The organism is Microbulbifer variabilis, from assembly GCF_052468405.1.
In genome coordinates, this window is record NZ_CP174343.1 from 2,315,648 (window position 1) to 2,336,889 (window position 21,242).

A 21,242-nucleotide genomic window follows, 5' to 3' on the forward strand; every position below is an offset into this window, starting at 1 on the left:
CAAAAGGTAGGCGTCTACTCAATGGGGGAAGGTTTCTAACGCCCGCATCAACTGCCGGAGGTCAGATTGCACGCGCTTGTTAGGCATGCGACTTAACCCAAATGAACTTTGATCTAAAAGCATAAATGTAAATTACAAAATAATGGGGTAAAAATAAAAAAATTGAAACAGCATTCCCCATTAGAAAATATTTTAAAGGTAACTCATCTTGAGTTGCTATGCGTGAATCAATCAGAGCCACAATCGTGAACAGGATCGAAAAATAAAAGAATACCTTCCAGAATAACTTCGTAAATAGTGGCTTCATTTTCAGAAAGTACACAAACCCGATGAAATCCAAAGGCAAGATTACTAAACCAATATAATTTATGACTCGAAGTTCAGGATTCAGATAGATGCTAAAGAGTGTGAGGAAAATCCAGGCAAAGAAGTACACAAACCACCAACGTGATCTTCTGTGAGTATCCTCTTCACTCATGCTGAGCGAAGAAGTTGGTGTTGAATATATATCCCAATCCATCACGAATGCCTAACGCCTTAAGCAGCGGCGCACGTTAGCGCGTCCAGCCACGGAGTGGCGAAGCTGCCTTGATTTGTTAACTGCATTTTCCGATTCCCAACTGTTTAGCGTCAGGAAGCTCCAAACCTGTCTCTTTTAATTCATTACCCCAGTGCCTAACTGAAGCTATATATGCTTGTTCAAAAATATACCTAGGTCGAGAAAACTCCCAACTCGATGGAAGGAAAAAATAGTTTTCTTCATCCTCATAGTTGGGAAGATGTATTGAAAAGTCGTATGCATCCTCGCTCAATGCTTCAACAAGACACTTAACCATCGCTGCCTTATGCTTAGTTGCGTACCCACATTCTTTAAAGAAGTATTCATCAAATAAATTTTGAAGCTGATTGGATTCAAGCGGATCATACTCGTTGAGCTTTTCCCCCAAAGACTCCTCTCGATCATATATGTCAAATGGACCGAGAAACCATCCTGGACTTGGCTCAAAAGCCATCTTGCTTTTTGGGTGGTTCAGTTTCATGGCTCCCTCAGCAGTTAACGCCCACAGCAGGGGCGGCTTACCTTATGCGCTTTTTTCGCGATAATGGGAGCGAAGAGACCCGCGCAAAAGGTGCATAAGGTAAGCCGTCCCGCGGAGGGCCGGAGCTTTACTGCCTGTGTTTGTTAAATGTTTACCCCTCAAGCCTCTCGAAAAGCAGGGCGTCAAGGTTTCCAGTGAGTTCATTGCCATTTTCATCAAGTAGCTTATAGATTTCTTGACTACTACCGAGTGATGCAGTCCCCTCTATGCCACATATTATTGCATGCGTGGCCTCTCCTACTGCTAGCTGGATCAACTCCAACACTTTTTCCCTTTGCTCATTAGATAACTCAATTTTATCTAGCTCAGATCCAAGGTATGTCGGTCCGTTCTTGCCCTGTGAATACAAATCCACCAAAGAATCGATAGACTCGACAACATTATTTATGAATTCTTCTGGTGTCATAACTCACTGAACATTTAACGCCGCGTTCAGAGGCGGCCAAATAGCGACGCACAGATTGCGCCATATGTGAGCGAGGTGAACCGGTGCAAACAGGTGCATAGCTTTGGGCGTCCCGCTGCAACGCTTTGTTAACATTTCTCTACGACTTTTCGCAACTATTTGAGACCTTCTTCATTTCACCGTACCCAAGCTCACCAAAGCTTCTTAAAGAATGAGTTTCTTTTGCTTTAACATTACTAACCATCCTACTCCACTGAATATCTGCTTTCTGAGAACTTATAAAAACAATACCCCAAGTTTGACTCTCAACCCAAGCTCCACCATCATGAATTATATTCATTAGGAGACTTCCTGAGCTTTCAAGCACATCATAATTCTGATAATACTTTTGGAAAGATCCTTCCTCTTCAAGTTTGACATATATTTCAGGAATTTTCCCACAATTTAATACAATTACCTTGTAATAGGGTTCTCCTTTATCGTCTGGTAGAACGGTAGTAGAGAATCTTTCAATGTAACCCGACCACGTACCGACCGTATTTTTTTCCTCGGTAAATTTACCTGCGCCATGGTCAGTAACCGTACATGAAATTAATATCAAAGAGAAAATAATTGCAAGATACTTCATAGGCATCCTTAAATGTTAACGCCCTGCACACGGGCGGCCGAAGTGAAGCGTAGGCCGTCCAGCCCGCGTAGTTTGCGGGCGATCGTGCTGCTGTTTGTTATGTTTTTTCACACTTTACTCTTTCTAGTAACGCAAACACTTTATTTGCGATCTCTGCTAACTGGGTGTTTAGCTTATTTACCTTATCTTCATCTTCGGTTGCATATTCTGTGACCAGCAAATCGTCAATATCACAAGTTGGTGCATATTTAATCCAAAGATCTTCTAAAAAGCTAAAGTCATTTCTCTCTATTTTATTTATCGCTCCTAGGGCTTCAAGTTCCCATTCGCGGATACCACGAGACCGAAAGTAACTAGCGGCTTCAAGTAATGCGATCTTAAGTTCTTCTTTAACCATGATTCGAAACATAACGCTTCAATAACCCGCAGCTGGAACGCAGCGAAGCAGAGTATAAGCTGTCGGGCGCCGAAGGGGCGTAGTTCATTGACTTGTTAACCCTGGAACTGGATAAAGGCATCATAAGCGTGATAGTGCTTAATGGCCTCCAGAACCTGACCAGAGTTTGGATTGCTTATTTGGGTACGCAGATTCTCTACAGCAGACTGAATATCTTGGACTGACAGAAAATACTGCAACCCCTCAAATGTTTCGCTAACTCCATCGTCCTCGATTACAGCTGCCGGGCTATCGAGTGACAACTCGCCTTCTGCAACGTATAAATCATGATCCCATTCTAGGGACTCTACGTTGTCAATGATCTCTTTTAGAACACCTTTCATCTTCGGACTCAAGAGGGTTAACGCCCGCAGCAGGGGCGACTAATGCTATGCACATTTTGTGCAAAACTGGGAGCGCAGCGACCCGCACAAAATGTGCATAGCGTTGGGCGTCCCGCGGAGGCCCGAAGGGCCGGAGCATACTGCCTGCGTTTGTTAGATTTAGTCGGAGCAAATTGCATAGTTGACCATACCTAGTTCGACATTTGCCCAGCAACCACAGGGGTTATTGGATTTAGAGCACTGCCCCACGGCAAAAACATCGCCAGCTTTACTCTCTGAAACCCTACATTCCCCCTGGCACTGTGAGCTACTTAAGCACGACTTCCCTGCATCCGTGTAGTTCACAATACACATTTCGTGACCCGATAAGCATACAGGGCGAAACTCTCCACCAACCCACACGCATTGCTCTGTTGTCTCAATCGCATTGTATATCGCAAGCTGTTCTTGCTTATCTTTAGAAAGCATCCACTGCTTCATAGCAAACAACATCAAAATTACTAAAAGAACAGCTGATATGGACTTGGCCATAGAAATCTAACGCTCGGCTCACAGAGCAAATTTTTGATAGTGACTTTTTTGCCACGCAAAAAAGGTGACAGCGGAAATTTGTCCGGTGCAGCCGCTTGTTAAGCCTTTATTGCAACAATGAACGCAATAAAGGTGCACGATAACTATTATCCTTTTCATTGAACTCTAGCCTTTTCTCAGCAAGATCAATGTTTATGAAAACCTCAGAATACAGATCTTCCTCGCCGTCAGGATTGAAGAAGAACTTCATCTTACAGGGTGAGACATCAAGCTGTTTGGGATTGCAGGCAAGCCCAACCACTTGGGCATGCACTTTGTCCGGGACAGATGCATCACTAACGGTAGCACCATATAGACTAGCTAGTGATCTTATAAAGGCATCTGACACGGACCCAGTGTTCTTGAAGAATGCCTCTCCCCAATAGAAGGCATCATTAATACCTTCTACTGCTTGCGGGTTCCACGAAGGCAACAACTCGATTGCAAACCCAACTTTATCGCCTTTCAGATTGCCTTTAACGACAACTTCATGTACACCTGATTCGAGCTTCTTGGAGTTTGAAATTGTAAAGGCCAGATCAACAAAGCCCTCTTCGTTACCTACAACTACTTCTGGATAGTCTTTGGCAGAAGAAAAAATACTCCAAATCATTATTAGGATTCCTAAAACGCACTTCATATATGTGCCTAGAGGCTTAACGCCTTGCTCACCGGGATAAAAAAGCGAAGCTTTTTTTGATCCGGTGCAGCAACTTGTTAGGTGACTCTTGCTCTGAGCCACCTCTCATTGATTCGGATGTATTTTGACCGAGAATACAATAGAAATAGATCTCATAATCTTCGTATTCGCCTAGAAACTCCCATTCTTCAGATTGATGAATAGGCATATACATCATTACATTGTAGTTTGACGCCTTCAGGACTAACTTAATCTGAAATATCTTCTCATAAACTTTAGCTTCATCATCCACTACTTGATGTTGCGTACTAACCATATCCCTTTCTGTACAAAAGTATTCATCAAAGGCATTGATGCCAAAAACGTCATACTCATCTCCACTTTTGAAAATCTTAAATTGGACTTGCATATATCCAATTTCATCCCTAGGCATTTGATCCATGCATTCACCTAACGCCGTGCGCAGCGGCGGCTTACTTTGTGCATTTTTTGCGCGAAAATAGGAGCGTAGCGACTGGGCAAAAAATACACAAAGTAAGACGCCGGTCTGCCGCACCTTGTTAAGTGTTGATGTACTGCCTGTACTCTTCATGGACATCATTGTCTATTTCCACACCACTGTTACCGCCATACAGACGGTCATTTTTATCTTTACGGGGCCCGGATATCCAATAGTGGTCACCAGACTCGACCTCGAAGTAATTTGCTTTAAAGCCACTACCTTTAAGGCTTTGAAATTTCATTCCTCGATAGTAAAGCGTTTTTCCTGACTTTGATAAGTAAACACGACCAATACGAGCCTCACCTTCTAGGCCGTCCGACTTATCTTCGATATACATTATTTTAGAGCGAGACAGCTTGAATTCTGAGGGAAGTTTCTCTCCCTCAAATTCTCGCTCTTCTTGCTTTCCTTGATGTCTACTCATGGATTTTACACTTAACAGTTTATTAAAGAGCCAGTGGCTCACTATCCATTTGGCCACTATTACTAGGATGGGACCTCCAAGCTCCGAAAAAAAGCCTTTATTTACAACGGGTTATAAATTTTTGTCTAAATAGCAACCAGTGATAGTGAGCCATTGGCTCAAGTCGCCTGGCTCAACCTCCCGCCCTTGAACACATTTTACCTCCAATTAAATCAGTGAGTTAGAGGGGATCTTTCTGCGGATGTAAGCCATGGCTCTATAATTCGGGCCTTCGCACCAGCGATATGCCCTCTCTGCTACTGAAAACATCGGCGAGTAATACCCACTAGGTAGGGCCATCGCCGTAATCGAACTTTGCACAGGTAGAAGGTTTACCACTTCAACTATATAGCTTGCCACTATATCGGCCGCGTGATCGGCGACGCTTACCGGCTGGCCTGCATCAGTCTGTACGTTGTTTTGATCATCGATTAAGGCAAAAGATAAAACGCATCTCAGATTTCGAAGGCGATAAGCAGAAATTCAGCGGATATAAAACTCACTACATGATATGGCGCTACAACCACACCGTAGATAAAGTTATTTCACTCAACAAGGCGATAATTAAGAGTAAAAGGGACACGCCAACGGGTAGCAGATAAAAAATCTTACTGGGAGCGGATAATTTCCAATGACACTTTTGGTGAATTCTTGAAGCCCTATCGAGCCTTCTTGCATAGTCCGAGAAATCTATCTCATCATTCTCCAGCTCTTTGCAGTAGTCAAATTCAAGATCATATTTGCCTGAAGAAGGTATCAAAACATAATGCATAACGTTCCAATCCCCCATTTCATTTTCCAGGTAGAACGCCTTTAAATCTTTTACAAGCCCGGCGAGTTTCAAAGGCGTGCCGGGAGAAAATGTGAAGCCTTTCCCCTTTCTAAACCTTCCGGTCCATGCAGAAATCAAAAAAGTATCTACAAATCTCCCAAACAGAACATGAACCTCCCCGAAAACATCAGGAGCCTCATTAAATAGTAACTGCCCTATTTCAGCATATATTTCTTTGTCTTTCATTCAGAAACCCATCGCAGAAAATTTGAACAGCGGCCTAGGCTTCCACATCAAACATTGGCGGCATTTTTCTCTCTACAGAAAACTCATCGTAACTAAGAATATTGACGCCTGAAAGAACCACTTCTGAGTACCAAAAGCACTGGATAAATATCCAATCCGGGAAGCGGGAAAAATCGATTGTGGTAAAAATTACCCCCTCGAATTACCCCTCAAAGGCCCAAAACGAAAAACCCCGCACTAAGCGAGGTTTTAAGTCCTTGAAAAACAAGGAAGAATCTGGGGTGGCCGACGGGGATCGAACCCGCGACCTCAGGAGCCACAATCCTGTGCTCTACCAACTGAGCTACGGCCACCATAGTAGTGATATACTTCAGCACCTTGTGGCAGTACTGAGTTCCGGATATCTCTTGCAGCCAATCTGGCTTCAGACTGAGTCCTTTTTGCCAAACCAGCACCATCTAGTGAAGATGGCACGCCCGGCAGGACTCGAACCTGCGACCATCCGCTTAGAAGGCGGATGCTCTATCCAGCTGAGCTACGGGCGCAAGGTGAACCCGGAAAATTGGTCGGGGCAGAGGGATTCGAACCCCCGACATCCTGCTCCCAAAGCAGGCGCGCTACCAGACTGCGCTATGCCCCGTTTTTCCAATCATTCGCACTTCTTTGATCTTGCTTACCGCCCTTGGGGTGGTTGTTTAGATCGCTGCATTTGCGAAGTGCGCGCATAGTACTGATACCCCAGGCCTGTGTCAACGCTTCTAAGCTATTATTTTTTAAGAAGTTTATCCTTTTGCCTCTCAAGGGCCTGAAGTGGCGAAATTATTTCCAACCTGTGCGAAAATGGCGCACTTCGCGAATCCGACCGGATAAAAAGTAAGCAGCTCGAAAGCCGCCTGCTTCCGCCCTTCTATATAAAGTAGGTGCTGGAGCAGACTCCGGTCTATTTAGCACTCGATTTTTTATTGTTAGAGATAGCATCTATGTCTGCATTGGTTCTGGACGGCAAGGCCCTGGCACAGAAAACTGAAGAGGAACTTTCGGCTCGGGTAGCCGCACTGAAGGAGAAGAGTGGTGGCCAAACGCCAATCCTGGCTACCATCCTGGTGGGTGATGACCCCGCTTCCGCCACTTACGTAAAGATGAAAGGCAATGCCTGCCGCCGTATCGGCATGGATTCCATGCAGGTGGAACTGCCCTCCTCCACCACTACTGAGCAGCTGCTCGCCAAGATCGAAGAACTGAACACCAACCCCAACGTCCACGGCATTCTGTTGCAGCACCCGGTACCGGCACAGATCGACGAGCGCGCCTGCTTCGACGCTATCAGCCTGGATAAGGATGTTGATGGCGTAACTTGTCTGGGCTTTGGTCGTATGGCCATGGGCGAAGAAGCCTATGGCTGTGCAACTCCAAAAGGCATTATGCGCTTGCTGGAAGCCTACAATATTGAACTGGAAGGCAAGCATGCCGTGGTTGTAGGTCGCAGCCCCATCTTAGGCAAGCCAATGGCGGCCATGCTGCTAAACGCCAACGCTACCGTCACCATCTGTCATTCGCGCACCAAAGATCTGGCCGATCATATCCGTCGCGCAGATATCGTAGTGGGCGCCGTAGGCAAGCCGGAATTTATCAAGGCTGAGTGGATTAAGGACGGCGCAGTGGTTGTCGATGCCGGCTACCATCCAGGCGGTGTGGGCGATATAGAGCTTGGCCCGTTGATTGATCGTGCTGCCGCCTACACCCCGGTGCCCGGCGGTGTTGGCCCTATGACCATCAATACCCTTATCTACCAATCTGTCGATTCCGGTGAACGTAAGATTGGCTAGTTTTATACGATTGGATAAGGCGGTCAGCCAGGTGACTGACCTCTCCCGCTCCGACGTCAAGCGCGCCGCCAAAGCGGAGCGCATCAGTGTGAATGGCGAGATAGTCACCGACCCAGCCGCCAAGGTACAGGCCGGCGATGCACTGTACCTGGATGGCGAGCCCCTGCACGAGCCGGGGCCACGCTACATTATGTTGAACAAACCTCTGGGCTATGTGAGCGCAACCAAAGATGGCGAACACCCTACGGTACTGGACCTGATTGACGAGCCCAATAAATCCAAACTGCATATTGCCGGGCGCCTGGATATCGATACCACCGGGCTGGTCCTGCTCACCGACGATGGCCAGTGGTCCCATAAAGTGACCTCACCAAACCATCATTGTGATAAAACCTACTACGCCATGCTGGCAGAGAGGATTGAGGAGGATGCGGTGGCAAAGTTTGCCAAGGGCATCTGGCTCAACAACGAAAAGAAGAGAACCAAACCGGCCAAGCTTGAGATTCTCTATGCCAACGAGGTCCGCCTCACCATTGGCGAGGGCCGCTATCATCAGGTAAAACGTATGTTCGCCGCTTTGGGTAACCGGGTACTAGAGCTACACCGGGAGAGAATCGGCGACATCTCCCTCGATGAAGAACTCCAAGAAGGCGAATATCGCCTCCTAACCCCTGAAGAAATCGCCTCGGTACAATAAACAATATGTCTGCCCTTCTCCTACAGGAACTCCTCCAGGCACCCAGGGAAACCCTGTGGATCGCCGATGAAAACAGTAAATCCCTGCTGCAGCCGGGATTTCACTTTGATGGTGACCTGCTCAGTAATCGCTGGGATATTGCTGAGCAGGCAGAGGGCAAAGTGGCCCGCAGCTTCTTTAACGACTTCCACTTTGGGGAACTGGACCGCAACTATCGCCGCATCGTTTATTCGGTCTCCAAAGAAAAGGCGGTAGTTCATCACATCATCAACCAGGCTCCACACTTTCTCGGCGAAGGCGGCGAGCTGGTATTGCTTGGGGGAAAACAGAGCGGCATCAAAAGCTATGCGGCTAAAGTAGCTGAGCGCCTTGGCACTGCTAAACAACTGCAAAAACACGGCAATGACTATTCCAGTACTAACCGAGTGGATCACCCAAGTGCAGAGGAGCTAGTTGGCGAACTGGATTACCCGCAACTACGCAGTCTGCCGGAGCTCAACGGCCTGTACAGCAAACCTGGCCTGTTCGGCTGGAACAAGATCGACAAAGGTAGCGCGCTGCTGGCCCAACAATTCACCACCGAACTGCCGAAACCTGGCGCCCGCGTCGTGGACCTGGGGTGCGGCTACGGCTATCTCAGTGCCCAGCTGGCCCCCTTAGGCGAATTCCACTTTACCGGCACCGATAACAATGCCGCTGCTCTACTGGCCTGCGAAAAGAATTTCCGCGAGCTGGGTATAAAGGGCGTGGTATTGCCTTCAGATGCCGGTTCTGAGTTGGAAGGCGGAATCGCAGATTTGGTGCTCTGTAATCCGCCCTTTCACCAAGGGTTCCAGGTTGAAGGCGACCTCACTGACCGTTTCCTACAGCACAGCGCGCGGATACTTAAAATTACCGGCTCAGCACTTTTTGTGGTGAATGAGTTTATTCCTTTGGCAAAGAAGGGACCGCACTACTTCTCTGATGTGCGGCTAATCACCAAAGAGAAAGGGTTCTGCGTGTACCGCCTCCGCCCTTAGAGCGCAGGCGATACGGATAACAGGAAAAGCAGTCGCCAGGGCAGGATTGCGATCCTAATAATCGCGTAAATTGAAGAGGTTCATCGAAAGCGTGTGTTCCTCGAGCTCCTCAAGCTGGCGCAAACGTTCGAAAGCTTCCCGTGCCGAGGGCGTTTCTGCACCCTGCGCCAAGTCACGATATTGATCCGCCAGGTAAATCTCGATATCCATAGCCAATTTGGCAATGTCGTCGAGGTTTTCAATATCGATACTTCGCAGTCGCTGCAGGAATTCTTTCTCGCGCCCTTCGGGAGCAAATTGCACCCAAGTATGCAGAGCACCTGGGGGAAGATCTGCATGGAAGTTCTCCAGCGAGTGCTTCATGGAGTCTTCCCGTCGTCGAAGCTGATCCAAAAGTAGCTCGACCCGTTTATTGGTGGCGAGCTGCTCATACTCTTCATATTGCAGCGCCAGCTTGGCATGAAAGTCCCTTCCTTCCTGGATCACTTCCTCAACAGTTTTGTACCGCATCGACCGGTCCCAAAAAAACTACGTCGCTGACTTAAGTATAGGCAGCCGGTGTCAAAGGGCGCCAATCAATATCAGTATTGAGGTGACAGCGTTTTAGGTGACTGGTAAGTATTCCCATATTTGTCACCCTAGTGCCGGAATTGAGTCCTAAGGCGGGCAAAAATTAGTTGTCAACGCAGCCGGCTCATCTTGAAATTGAGGCGTCGGTTGGGGTTGGTTGGATTAATCTTATCTGGTGCGCGGCACTGCAGATCCGCCAAAGGCAAAGCTTTGCGACTGACTGCCAAAATATGATTCTCATACTGAGGCATATACGCCATCCAGGCACCTTTTAATCTCTGGCGCATAGACTGCTGGCGCCAAGCACTGCCCTGCAATTCGTGTTTGTCACCAAAGTTACTCACCAGCACGCCATCCCGGTGTAACAGGCGCATCAGGCTGGAGCACCATTGTCTATTTGCGGGCACCGCGCGCTGCGCCACTCCCTGAGTGTGGCCAAATAAGTCATCGATAACCAGATCAAATGGTTCATTGGAAGGATCATTTAGGTGATCCGCCACATACTCAGTGGCGTCGGCACACACCAGATCGACATTACTCACACGGAAGAAACGCCGGGCAATCTCTAAATGCACAGGGTCCAGATCAACCCCAATAATACGCTTTGCCGAGGTATAAGCCTGCAGTAAGCGAATCAGGGCGCCACCTCCTACACCAAGCAGCAGCACCGAGTTCAAGCGCTTTTCATCAATGAAAAATGCCGGCAGCAGAAGCAGCTCCCAAAGGGAGCCCTTGAGAGGGTCTCGGGGGTTCCACTGGGAGTGAAAAACCCCATTACTGTAAAGGCGCACACTGGCACCATGGTTACGCACCTGATAACAGGTACCCCCTACCTGCTTCTGCCACAGTAATGCCATCAGCTTGGCAAATCGGAGGATTTCAGCAGCACCTGTGCAAAGGACTGCAAACCTGTCAGGTCTTCTCGCGTAAAGCGGGCAACGGTGGGGCTATCAATATCCAACACACCGAGACAATGGCCATTATTATCGTAAAGCGGAATGACCACTTCAGAGGCAGAAACCGCATCGCAAGCGATATGCCCGGGAAACTGGTGCACATCTTCAACCAATTGGGATTCGCCAGTGGAAACTGCAGTGCCGCAGACACCGGCACCTACCGGGATGCGAGTACATGCCGGTTTGCCCTGGAAGGGCCCCAAGCGCAGCTCTTCGCCATGCAGAAAGTAGAAGCCCGCCCAGTTGATATCTTCCAGCTCCATAAAAAGCAGTGCACTGGCATTGGCAGTATTGGCCAGCCAGTCTCTTTCAGCTGACAGCAGGCCTTCCAGCTGTCCACTCAGAGATGCATAAAATTTATCTAACGACATTGGCCGTATCGCCTCTCACAAACCGTGGCTACATATTGAGTCTGCTACAAACAGCAAACCCGCGAAATACCTAGCGCTATGCGCGCCAAGACGCAGGTATTTTGCGGGCTTTCAATCTGGAATCAATAGCTGAGAACAAATTACTGGTAAGGGTCCAGTACCTCCTGCCCCCCGGATTCCTCCTGATATTGGTCTGCATCTATGGTCGGGCGGGACCACTCGCTGTCCTGCTCTGCATTACCATTATTAGATTGGATGGCGGGTGGTGCTGTAGTGACATCGGAGGTAACCAAGCCGCTGGACTTTCTTTCATATCGTTTTTCCACCACAGGCTTAGGCGGCATGGACGGTGTGCTCTCTCGGCGGATACGACTGGCCATAGTTCTCAGATTCGGGCGGCGACGCTCGGCAAGCTTCACTGCCTCCAGCTCGCTGTTAAGTCGATTGACCTCCGCTTGCAAGTCGCCCATCTGCGCCTGTAGCTCAGTAATCTGGGTCAGGACGCCTTTTACCTTACGACTTTCCTTCTCGTACAAAACAGCGGCGCCGCCAAAGGCCAAAACGAAAATGACCAAAATGGAAAACTGACGCATAAAATCTCCAGAAACATCCCTTCTTATTTTTGAAGGGCATTTTTACAGCAAATTTTCTGTATCTTCCGAGATATTGCGCATAAAAAACAAGCTCAAACGCCCGCCGACGCCTCGATAGTCACCATTCCATAAAAACGAGCAATTAAAATTTATCGGATAGCGACATATTCACACCAATGTCCCGGCCAGCTCCCCAATCTCAACCGCCTCCTGATCCACATAGCGATTGCTGTCTGAAATTGCTGGCAACAGCGTGCTATCTGCGTATTGGCAACCAATCGCTTGCACCAGCTTTTGCCCCACCTTTTCCGCCTGCTCCGGAGCATGGGCTTTTCCCGTGCGCAGAAAATGCAGTAACAGATCGTAGCCCGGGCGCCAGCACTGCAAGTCAGGAAAGCTCTTTCTCAGCGCTGCGGCAATCCGCAATCCCTCATAGTCCAGATCCCCCCAGAAAAATGTTGGAACCGTTCGGGACTCCCCATCGTGCCACCAGCTAAGGAATTGCTGCCGGATATTTTCACCAACCACATTGATAGTGCTGAAGCGCACCCTCTCCCGATTGCGAATCCGTTCTGCGCCGCCCTGGTAGCCCTCGCTATAAACCAGCGCTGCACGACTGGGTTGCAGCTCCGCCAAGCTAATAAAAGTGTCCTGGTTTTCGATAAAAATGACCTGCTCAAATTGCCTGGGCAGGTAGGCGTGGAGTAAAAGATGGCGCTCCTGGATTTTACGGCTCAGGTCAGGATAGAGATTGCGCACCAGAGATTGACGGCTGGGTAATTCCAGGTATTTGGAATCCCCTTTAAAGCAGCGCGCAGCTAATTGTCGCCAGGAAATTTTATTGGCAAAGATCAGCTCTTTGCCGACGGACACCCAGCAAGCAATAATTTCTTCGACGGAATCAAACCCCGGTTGGAGTTCCAAGCCTTCGAGGGGAAAAGCAGAGGGATTTTCAAAGCGGTCGGCATAGGGTTCCAGCAGGCTGGTCCAGGCGGACTGGCGAACAGTGGGGGATGGGCGATTGAGCCACAGGCGCAGCTGTTCCTCGCTGGCATCCCGAAAAATCAATTGGGCCCCCTGCCACTCAGCAACACCCGGCCGCCTTTTCGGATTCGGTTTCACCGTAAAACACTGGTATTCCCGCGCAAAGTGCTGTAATTCATTCCACAGCTCCTGCTCGTCTTGGTCGGGGTCCCTGAGGGGCTCCAACACTTCCAGCCAACGCTTACTGCCAGCGCGCAAATCCAGCCTGAAACTAATGCGGGCTTCCTTGCCGCGTTCCAGCTGGCTGTCCCGCCGATCCAGAATAAAATTCAGGATGCCGATTAACAGCGGGTTTTCCTCTACCCAATAGGGCAATGCCTTTTCCATTGCTTGCCTCCCTGCCAATGGAGGGGTTTCCCCCGAAAATACCTATCCCTCTACTTCTACCAGGTCCATAAAATCCAGCGACGCCTGTTGGCGAATCGTGCGGCGGTGGTTGGCCCAGAGTTCGGCGATACGCTCCTGGTTGCACACCTTGCGATCGACATACACCCGGGTATTCAGCTGGCCGATGGGCTTGGCACTGGGGCACTTGCTGAATACAAACTGATTCGAGATCAGGTCCATAAAAGGCCCCGATTTACTGCTGGGCATAATAAACAGCAGCTGTAACCCCAGGGTTTCGGTCAGGTAACGGATCACTTCCTTGGAGCGGGACTCATCCATTTTGGAGAAGGCCTCATCCACCAGCACCATCTGCAAATGGCTGCCACTCTCACCAAAGCGGAAGGCCGAAGTGACCGCTGCGGAGCGGATAATATAAGCCGGCGTTTCCAGCTGGCCGCCGGAACCGGTGCCGTACTGACTGAGCGCAATCGGCTCCTTGCCCTCCGGTTCCTTATAAATCTCATAGCTGCGGTAGTTGCGATAGTCGCTGATTCGATCCAGCTCGCGCCGCGCTACCTGCTCATCTTCACTCAGCAGCATACTCAACAGGCGATCCCGCACCTTGCGGTGCTTGGGCGCCAAGTCCGTGTCGAACAGACTCTGCTCTTCACCCAGATTCGGCAGTTCAATTACCGCCTTAAAGAAGCTCCAGTACTCCTTGAATTCCGCCACCCACTGGTAGTCGAAACGGAAGCGCTCGCGGTCGGCGCCAAAGCGGTGGTGTTCCAGCTCTTTGTTCAGATCATCCAACACGCGCTTACCATCGTTAATGGACTGGTAAATAGCGTGGCACAAGTGGGTTACAAAAGTGGTGTTAAAGGATTTTTTCAATCCCAGCAATTGATCGTGGCGCTCCACCAGCAGGTTATTCTTCAGGCGGTTGCGCAGGGTCTCTACCTGATCGCCGAGACCGCTGATCAACTTGAACAGGCCATCTTTGTGGCCGCCACTCAAGTCGGGCTCAAACACCAGGGTATCGACGCTGGCACAGGTGGCGTTGTACTCCATCACCGCGCGATCGAGCTGGCGACTGTATTTCTCCAGCTGCCCCTGCCAACTTTCGATATCCGCTGAGAAGTCGAAGTTGTCGGCGGCGCGCTCTACCTGCTCATCGGCGGTAACCAGCACTTGCTCAGCATCGAAAGTGGGATCGATGGCGGTAATACGCCTTACCATTTCCTCGCTGTCACTGGCGGCATCGTCCAGGGACTCCAGCTCGCCAGACAGGGCGTATAAGAGTTTTTCGTTGCTTCTTAGCTTGGTCTCCAGAGAGCCATGCTTGCGCTGGAGGTCCGACAGCTGCTTCTGCTGATCTTTGAGCTGGGCCTTGAGTTCATCGACCTGCTGCTCGAACTGCTCGAAGTCCTTCAGGTCCAGGTTTTCCAGGGCGCGCTCGGCGCTGCGCCATTCGCGCTGGGCCGCCAGGGCGGAATCCACAATGGACAACAGCTTGATATTCGCCAATCCTCGCACCGCATTGGTGACACGGCGGTAGAGCTGGTGGCGCTCGTTGACGTGGGCGGCCTCTTCCAGCAACTGCTCCATAGCGCGCTGCTGCGCCGCCAGTGCGCGGGCGCGGGCGCCCTGGCCGAAGACCAGCTCGGCATCGTCCATATCGCAGCGCCACATGCTGTAGTTGCCACTGGCCATACCGTCGGCGGTCAGGCCCCGGCGGGTACCGCGCAGCTCGTGTTCATCCTCCACCTGAACCACGGCACCGTAAGAGGCGCGCAAATAGTGCTCGGCAGTTTTATGGGTGAACTCCATCAGTTCGATAATGGAGCCCGACGGCGTATCCAGGCGCTCCACATCGCGGCGGGCTTTATCCCCCTGGATCACCCGGGCACGGTTGTTGCGCCCGGGCAGGCTGCGCACGATGCGAATCGCGCGGGCCTCGTGCTCCGGCTCCACGATAATCGAGAAGCGCGCGCCGCCCAGATAGCCTTCAATCGCCATCTGCCAGCGCTCATCCAGCACTTCCACATAATCACACAGGACACGGGGCTCCGCCTCCGGGCACTGCTCGCGAATTGCGGCCAGGGCCGCTTCCACCGATTGGGGGTAGCGCACGCGGTTGGCCTGGAGATGCTGAATGCGGCTTTCCTGGGTGCGCAGCTGCTTTTGCAATTGCTGTACTTTTTGCTCCCAGCGGGAAGCCTGCTGACCAATCTGCTCTTTGGGAGAAACTTCATCACTGGCGCCAGCTTTGCCACTGCTATCCAGCAGATCGAAGAGGCGGTTCTGTAGGGCCTCACTGCTGGCAGCGCGCTCGCGCAGTGGCTCCAATGCAGCCAGGTCAATCCAGTCCTTGCCCAACAACTTGTGCAGATCCGGCAGGTCTTCCTCGCGGGCTACCTGCTTGACCGCCTGCACCAGTGCTTTATCAGAGAAAGCGGGAATTTCCAGCTCGGCGGAGGTGGAGTTGAGCAGGTTTAATAATTCTTCGGCGGCCTCACGGTTCTCGCGCCAGCGGGCCTCTTCGGCAGACATGGGGGTGTGCTGCTGGGACAGAAGGCTCAGGGCATTGTTAATACGCTGTTCCAGTTCGTCCTTATTGCGCAGCGCATCGATACCCAGGCGCTGGGCTTGAAGTTCTACCAGCTGGCCGTTGAGCTGCTCGACGCGTTCAGAGGCGACGCGCACTTCGCGCTCATTGTTGTCCAGATCACTGCGCAGTTTTTTCTGGTCGTTCTTGCCGCTCAGATAACTCTTTTGTACCCGCTGCTGGCGGTGGCGTGCGCATAAATATTCCTGTACCCGCAACTGCAACCACTGCTCCCGGTAGAGCTCTACCGACTGGGCGATGGCCTCCAGGGAACTGACCCGCTCCACAATCTGGCGGGCTTCCTGCTCCATGCTGTGAATGGTTTTCATCAGCTCGGAGACGGAGCGGATGGCATCACCCAGATCGCGTTTTTCCAATACTTCCTGGGCGACAAAATCGTTGATGCTTTTTACTGGCTTGTAGGCCATAAAATTGGCAAAGGTGCGCGCGGCGTGCATGGCCTCGCGATCGGAGACCGCATCGCGGCGTCCGCGCAGGGCACCGTAAAGGCGGCGCAGGTAGGCCTTTTTCTTGTCGTACTGCTCTACTTTTTCGAACTGCTTGCTCAGGACCTGGTTGAATTTATCCAGCGGCAGCAGGTGTTTGCCATCGGTGTAATCCCGGACAAAATCTCCCATCACCAACTGTTCACCGGGGAATACGAAAAAGCGCAAATCACTTTGGCGAGCCTGGGCGGGTTTGCTACTGTTATCCAGGTGCGCGCGAATCCCCATCACTGCGGTAAAAGGCTCAGCATCGTCTTCACCGCTGGTGGGATGGAAAATACCGGCAATGTAACAGTCGGTGGGCTCTACACGAGCGTAACTGCCGTCGTCACAACCCAGTACATAAGAAGCTAGTGTCCGCACCTGCTTGCCACCGCGCCCGCGCTGGGTGGTTTCATCCTGCCCCGGGTTAAAGGTAAACAGGGTGTCGTGGGCGGCGGTCATCAATGTTTGGATAGCATCGGCCGCCGTGGTTTTACCGGAACCGTTGCCACCGGAAAACAGGTTGATCGGGCCGAAATCATATTCCAACTGCGGGATATTGCCCCAGTTAATCAGGATCAGTTTTTTTAGGAACATAGTCTTTTCAAAAAAACGGTCTTTTCAAAAGCAGGGTCTTTTGCAGGCGGGAAGCCGACACCCCTCTCCGAGGCTCCCGGGCGCGATTTACGCAAACCCGGGCGGTCGAATGTTTTCGATTTTTTATAGCCGCTAGTGCGGCCTCTATTTTCAACTAGGAAGCGGCTTCACTCTCAAACAGGCTGTTATCTTCGACCTCAGGAGTGATGCGTTCGAGCGCTTGCTCTTGTTCCACCTCTTCAGCCTCGCCAACCTCATGAATTTGAGCGGCCTCGCTCTCCACTGCAGGAGGGACTTCGCTGTCGATCAGCTGGTGTAATACCGACTCGCTGACAAAGTGGGCGATGGTCGGGCGTACGCGCAACCAAACCTCCGCACTGGTCTCCACTTCCTCGCTGCTGAACTGCACCAGACGCAGCTGGCGCAATTTCTTCAACAGGTTTTTACGCTCGGCGTGCTTATCCGGCAGGGACATTTTCAGCAGGTTGCGCATGCCCAGTTCCAGGGCTTCCATCGATAGCGCAGCGCAACCACTCTCATCCACCTGCCCTTCCCGCAGCGCTTTATCGTATTCCACGCGCAAGGCGAGAATCGCGGCCACTTCCTGCTGGCTGAGGCGGGCGCGAAAGCCCCCGTGGTGCGGTTCTTCCTGATCCGGCAAACCCGGCACTTCGGCGCCGGGCGGATACACGCGGATAAACTGGAAACGACTGTCGTGCTGCAAACGCAACCCCAGCGGGGCCAACCACTCGCGCACCAGCTGCTCGCAGCGCTGGAAGCGATCGTAAAGCGTGGTCTCAATTACGCTTTCATCCCGGCAGATAACGCCGTAATCCAACAGGCGTACCAGCAGCTCGGAAAATTCGCTGCGGTTCAGGCGACACTGCGCCAGGGCCTCTTCCAAAGCCTGTTCAATCACTGTTTTTCAGCTCCAGGATATATTCGTCAAATTCGGTGAAATAGTCATTGCTGGCAATTTCACCGGTAAATTTCACCTGCAAGTCGGCGGCGCCGCTCTGGTTCACCGCCGCCGCTTCGATCACATGGCTCATAGCGAGCAGATCACGCGCATCGCGCAATGGCAGGTTGCGGCTATTGATCTGGCGGCCGGTGCCGAGGGCATCACTCAGATAATCGCGCAGGTTACTGTTGTTGAAATTAAACGCCTGGTCGAGCAGTTGTTGCAGCTCAATCTCGCGACGGTTTTCTTCACCGATGGGGGTTTCATCTTCGACACGGGTATTCACCGGCTGGCGGCGATTGCGCTGCCACAGCTGGGTTTGTTTGGGGTCAATCAGGCGCAGCTGGAAGCCACCTAACTGTTCGCCCAGCTGCTCGAGAATTTGTGTTTTTTGCTGGCTTTCACCGAGGCGCTGGCACAGGTCGGCAAATTCACCTTCGGCCTGGCTGTGCAGGTAGCTGAGCTGGCGGATAATAATATCCGCACGCTTGGTAAAGCCCTGTAGTGCGCGGCGCAAAGCGGGCAACTTCACCTCGCAGGCGCGGCGCATGCGGTCCTCGATGGTATCGAGCATCAGCCACAACAGGGATTGGCCCGGTTGCATCAACTCCGGCAGCAGCTGGCGCAGGCGCTTCTCCCACTCCGCCTTCTGCACATCCTCCTTGCGGCGAATGCAGTCAATCACCCGGTTGATGGAATCGCGGTGTTTTTCCACGCTGTCCGCAGACAGGCGGATAGCCAGGTCCGGCTGGAAGCGGCTCTCCATAAAGGAGAAAAATTCATCGGTAGCCTGCTGCACCAGCAATTGGGCCTCCACTTCCCGCACCATTTCCCGCTTGCGCTCTTCCAGCTCGGCGATCATATCGGTGAAATCCGCCACGATACGCTCGGAGTATTCCCAGGCATCGATCAAGTCGTGGATTTCACCTCGGCTGGCAAAGGCTTCCAGGGCATTTAAGGTGTTGCGGGTATTGCGGTGACGGGTGCGCACGCGAGTGCCGTTCACTTCAACCAGCGGCTGAGTAAAAAGGCGGCCCCGGCGGCTAAACGGATAGGTGGCGGTGAGCGTGGCACTATCTACCTGCTTCTCCAGCCAACCGAATTCCACCAGGCTGTTCAATACCCAGACGGCCTGGTCGCGCAGGTTGCGGAAGCGGCCCTCGGGGTCCTGCACTCCATCTTCACTATCGAGTTGGGGCGCGCGGGTCAGGGCCTCGGCAAAAATTTCCAAAATCTGTTCGCGCAGCAAAGACTCACCGTAGTCAGCCTTGGCGGTGTACAGACGCTCATACAAAAGACGCAAGCATTCAACCACCTGTTCGCGGTATTTACCGGTCAGCGGGCGGAAGAAGTGCTGGTAGGAATCGACGAAGAACAACGACTATAGGCCCGCTTATTCCTCTTCCGGCTTTTGGTTGAAGACACAGTACTTGGTGTAGTCGCCCGCATCATTCATGGTCCATTGTCCCTTAGGCACACTGTCCATTTTTTTACACCAGGCATCGGAGCCACGCTTGGGTTCACAAGCTGTCAGGGTTACCACTGCGACAATAGAGATGATCAAGACAAATACTTTTTTCATAGTTTGCTTCTACAAATGAAATTCGGATGTTACCCCAACCCCAATTACCTATTTGAAATGAGGGCGGGAAAGAGCTTGAGTGTTCCTATTGATTAAGAGGCACCTTACTCTCGGCGCCACTTGGTACCTTCTCGACTATCCTCTAGTACTACACCCTTAGATTTTAACTCCTCCCGAATCTCATCGGCACGGGCAAAGTCTCGATTTTTCTTGCTCTGTACACGCTCTTCAATCAGCGCTTCAATTTCCTCAGCAGAAACAGACTCCTCTCCACCACGGGCCTGCTTGAACCAGGCTTCCGGGTCCTGCTGCAAAATACCGAGCATTTCACCGGCAGCCAGCAGTAAACTTTTTAAGCGCGCTTTGTCAGCATCTTCAGCCTTGTTCAGGTCACGGGCGATCTGATGCAGTTCACTGATGGCGATGGGCGTATTCAGATCATCTTCCAGCGCTTTGATAAAGGCGCTGCCACCCAAATCTGCAACTCCAGCCTCAACGGCTTCGGTTTCACGCAGGGCACCGTAGAGGGTGTCCAAGGTTCGCCAAGCTTGATCGAGTAAGTCAGCACTGAAGTTCAGTTCAGAGCGATAATGAGCGGACAGCAACGCAAAACGCAGAACTTCACCGGGGTACAACTCAAGCAAATCTTTAACCATGCGGAAGTTGCCCAAAGACTTGGACATTTTCTCGCCGTCGATATTGACGTAGCCGTTGTGCATCCAGTAGCGCACAAAGTCGACACCATTGGCGCAGCAGCTTTGGGCGCGCTCGTTTTCATGGTGAGGGAAAGTCAGGTCGCGACCACCGCCATGGATATCGATGGTATCACCCAGATGCTTCTTGATCATGGCCGAGCACTCCAGGTGCCAACCCGGACGACCACGCCCCCAGGGGCTGTCCCAACCGGGCTCTTCATCTGAGGAAGGCTTCCACAGTACGAAGTCACCGGCGTATTTTTTGTAAGGTGCCACTTCCACACGCGCACCGGCGAGCATATCGTCAAGGGAGCGCTTGGACAGCTGGCCGTATTCCTGCATGGACTCCACTGCGAACAGCACATGCCCCTCTGCAGCGTAGGCATGGCCTTTCTCCAGCAGGCTTTCGATCATCGCGATCATTTCCGGCAAGTGCTGGGTGGCGTAGGGGACAATATCCGGCTCCAGGTTATTGAGCGCGGCCATATCCTCGTAGTAAGCCTGGGCATAGCGCGCCGACAGCACGCCGATTTCCTCGCCATTATCCCGCGCGGTTTTCATGATTTTGTCGTCAATATCGGTGATATTGCGCGCGTAAATCACATCGCTGAAGTTTCTTTTCAGCACCCGGTACAGGGTATCGAACACCACCACAGGGCGGGCATTGCCAATATGCACACGGTTGTACACGGTGGGGCCACACACATACATGCGCACCTGATCTTCCACCAATGGTACGAAGGGTTCTTTCTTCCCGGAAAACGTGTTGTAGACCTGTAGAGACATCTTTTCTCTCGAATTCTT

Annotated in this window: 22 protein-coding genes and 3 tRNA genes; 3 read left to right on the forward strand and 22 right to left on the reverse strand. The window is 51.5% G+C overall.

The window, feature by feature from the left end; all coding sequences use genetic code 11:
* Nucleotides 1-596: 596 nt before the first annotated feature.
* The 12 genes from ACJJJB_RS10685 to ACJJJB_RS10740 all read right to left on the reverse strand — a co-directional run bounded on the left by ACJJJB_RS10685 (nucleotide 597) and on the right by ACJJJB_RS10740 (nucleotide 6,747).
* Nucleotides 597-1,040 (reverse strand): hypothetical protein, encoded by a 444-nt coding sequence (locus ACJJJB_RS10685; RefSeq protein ID WP_445366213.1) that lies wholly within the window; start codon nucleotides 1,038-1,040, stop codon nucleotides 597-599.
* Nucleotides 1,041-1,191: 151 nt separating this feature from the next.
* The gene (locus ACJJJB_RS10690; RefSeq protein WP_445366214.1) at nucleotides 1,192-1,506 is read right to left on the reverse strand and encodes a hypothetical protein; all 315 of its coding nucleotides are present in this window, start codon (nucleotides 1,504-1,506) and stop codon (nucleotides 1,192-1,194) included.
* A gap of 139 nt (nucleotides 1,507-1,645) precedes the next feature.
* Complete coding sequence (locus ACJJJB_RS10695) at nucleotides 1,646-2,134, reverse strand: hypothetical protein (RefSeq protein WP_445366215.1); 489 nt, start codon at nucleotides 2,132-2,134, stop codon at nucleotides 1,646-1,648.
* Between the two features lie 97 nt (nucleotides 2,135-2,231).
* Nucleotides 2,232-2,531 carry a hypothetical protein gene (locus ACJJJB_RS10700; RefSeq protein ID WP_445366216.1) on the reverse strand — a complete coding sequence of 100 codons (300 nt, stop codon included), beginning with the start codon at nucleotides 2,529-2,531 and terminating at the stop codon, nucleotides 2,232-2,234.
* A gap of 95 nt (nucleotides 2,532-2,626) precedes the next feature.
* Nucleotides 2,627-2,914 (reverse strand): DUF7716 domain-containing protein, encoded by a 288-nt coding sequence (locus ACJJJB_RS10705; protein ID WP_371845038.1) that lies wholly within the window; start codon nucleotides 2,912-2,914, stop codon nucleotides 2,627-2,629.
* Nucleotides 2,915-3,551: 637 nt separating this feature from the next.
* On the reverse strand, nucleotides 3,552-4,097 hold the full coding sequence (locus ACJJJB_RS10710) for a hypothetical protein (protein WP_445366217.1): 546 nt from the start codon (nucleotides 4,095-4,097) through the stop codon (nucleotides 3,552-3,554).
* 55 nt (nucleotides 4,098-4,152) lie between these two features.
* Nucleotides 4,153-4,725, reverse strand: a complete 573-nt coding sequence (locus ACJJJB_RS10715) for a hypothetical protein (RefSeq protein ID WP_445366218.1) — start codon at nucleotides 4,723-4,725, stop codon at nucleotides 4,153-4,155.
* Complete coding sequence (locus ACJJJB_RS10720) at nucleotides 4,685-5,050, reverse strand: hypothetical protein (protein ID WP_353376750.1); 366 nt, start codon at nucleotides 5,048-5,050, stop codon at nucleotides 4,685-4,687. Before ACJJJB_RS10720 ends, ACJJJB_RS10715 begins: the two co-directional genes overlap by 41 nt.
* A 556-nt stretch (nucleotides 5,051-5,606) precedes the next feature.
* Nucleotides 5,607-6,107, reverse strand: a complete 501-nt coding sequence (locus ACJJJB_RS10725) for a hypothetical protein (RefSeq protein WP_353376749.1) — start codon at nucleotides 6,105-6,107, stop codon at nucleotides 5,607-5,609.
* Between the two features lie 277 nt (nucleotides 6,108-6,384).
* Nucleotides 6,385-6,460: transfer RNA gene (locus tag ACJJJB_RS10730), tRNA-His, on the reverse strand.
* Nucleotides 6,461-6,575: 115 nt separating this feature from the next.
* Nucleotides 6,576-6,652, reverse strand: a tRNA-Arg gene (locus ACJJJB_RS10735).
* An 18-nt stretch (nucleotides 6,653-6,670) separates the two neighbouring features.
* Nucleotides 6,671-6,747 (reverse strand) — tRNA-Pro (locus ACJJJB_RS10740).
* 340 nt (nucleotides 6,748-7,087) lie between these two features.
* On the opposite strand from ACJJJB_RS10740, the gene folD reads away from it, so the two are divergent.
* Genes folD through ACJJJB_RS10755 form a run of 3 tightly spaced genes read left to right on the forward strand, consistent with a single transcriptional unit; the run spans nucleotide 7,088 to nucleotide 9,649 of the window.
* On the forward strand, nucleotides 7,088-7,933 hold the full coding sequence (gene folD / locus ACJJJB_RS10745) for a bifunctional methylenetetrahydrofolate dehydrogenase/methenyltetrahydrofolate cyclohydrolase FolD (protein WP_020413159.1): 846 nt from the start codon (nucleotides 7,088-7,090) through the stop codon (nucleotides 7,931-7,933).
* Nucleotides 7,926-8,630, forward strand: coding sequence for a 16S rRNA pseudouridine(516) synthase RsuA (rsuA, locus tag ACJJJB_RS10750; protein ID WP_020413160.1), 705 nt, complete (start codon nucleotides 7,926-7,928; stop codon nucleotides 8,628-8,630). Before folD ends, rsuA begins: the two co-directional genes overlap by 8 nt.
* Before the next feature lie 5 nt (nucleotides 8,631-8,635).
* Complete coding sequence (locus ACJJJB_RS10755; RefSeq protein WP_020413161.1) at nucleotides 8,636-9,649, forward strand: class I SAM-dependent methyltransferase; 1,014 nt, start codon at nucleotides 8,636-8,638, stop codon at nucleotides 9,647-9,649.
* Between the two features lie 54 nt (nucleotides 9,650-9,703).
* Here the strand turns inward: ACJJJB_RS10755 and ACJJJB_RS10760 are convergent, their stop codons facing one another.
* From ACJJJB_RS10760 to cysS, 10 genes are all read right to left on the reverse strand, one after another.
* The gene (locus ACJJJB_RS10760) at nucleotides 9,704-10,159 is read right to left on the reverse strand and encodes a hypothetical protein (RefSeq protein ID WP_020413162.1); all 456 of its coding nucleotides are present in this window, start codon (nucleotides 10,157-10,159) and stop codon (nucleotides 9,704-9,706) included.
* Nucleotides 10,160-10,329: 170 nt separating this feature from the next.
* The gene (locus tag ACJJJB_RS10765; protein ID WP_282953148.1) at nucleotides 10,330-11,076 is read right to left on the reverse strand and encodes a methyltransferase domain-containing protein; all 747 of its coding nucleotides are present in this window, start codon (nucleotides 11,074-11,076) and stop codon (nucleotides 10,330-10,332) included.
* Complete coding sequence (gene msrC, locus ACJJJB_RS10770; protein WP_020413164.1) at nucleotides 11,076-11,546, reverse strand: free L-methionine (R)-S-oxide reductase MsrC; 471 nt, start codon at nucleotides 11,544-11,546, stop codon at nucleotides 11,076-11,078. The genes ACJJJB_RS10765 and msrC overlap by 1 nt, the downstream gene beginning before the upstream one ends.
* A 140-nt stretch (nucleotides 11,547-11,686) precedes the next feature.
* Nucleotides 11,687-12,139: a hypothetical protein gene (locus ACJJJB_RS10775; protein WP_445366219.1), complete on the reverse strand. Its 453-nt coding sequence runs from the start codon at nucleotides 12,137-12,139 to the stop codon at nucleotides 11,687-11,689.
* Between the two features lie 168 nt (nucleotides 12,140-12,307).
* The gene (locus tag ACJJJB_RS10780) at nucleotides 12,308-13,510 is read right to left on the reverse strand and encodes a Wadjet anti-phage system protein JetD domain-containing protein (protein WP_445366220.1); all 1,203 of its coding nucleotides are present in this window, start codon (nucleotides 13,508-13,510) and stop codon (nucleotides 12,308-12,310) included.
* A gap of 42 nt (nucleotides 13,511-13,552) precedes the next feature.
* Nucleotides 13,553-17,200 carry an ATP-binding protein gene (locus ACJJJB_RS10785; RefSeq protein ID WP_445366221.1) on the reverse strand — a complete coding sequence of 1,216 codons (3,648 nt, stop codon included), beginning with the start codon at nucleotides 17,198-17,200 and terminating at the stop codon, nucleotides 13,553-13,555.
* A gap of 154 nt (nucleotides 17,201-17,354) precedes the next feature.
* Nucleotides 17,355-18,119, reverse strand: coding sequence for a DUF4194 domain-containing protein (locus ACJJJB_RS10790; RefSeq protein ID WP_445366222.1), 765 nt, complete (start codon nucleotides 18,117-18,119; stop codon nucleotides 17,355-17,357).
* Entirely contained in the window at nucleotides 18,112-19,539 is a 1,428-nt protein-coding gene (locus ACJJJB_RS10795) for a Wadjet anti-phage system protein JetA family protein (protein ID WP_445366223.1), read from the reverse strand. Before ACJJJB_RS10795 ends, ACJJJB_RS10790 begins: the two co-directional genes overlap by 8 nt.
* A gap of 15 nt (nucleotides 19,540-19,554) precedes the next feature.
* Nucleotides 19,555-19,743, reverse strand: coding sequence for a DUF3012 domain-containing protein (locus ACJJJB_RS10800; RefSeq protein WP_020413170.1), 189 nt, complete (start codon nucleotides 19,741-19,743; stop codon nucleotides 19,555-19,557).
* 104 nt (nucleotides 19,744-19,847) lie between these two features.
* Nucleotides 19,848-21,224 (reverse strand): cysteine--tRNA ligase, encoded by a 1,377-nt coding sequence (cysS, locus tag ACJJJB_RS10805; protein ID WP_445366224.1) that lies wholly within the window; start codon nucleotides 21,222-21,224, stop codon nucleotides 19,848-19,850.
* Nucleotides 21,225-21,242 lie beyond the last annotated feature (18 nt).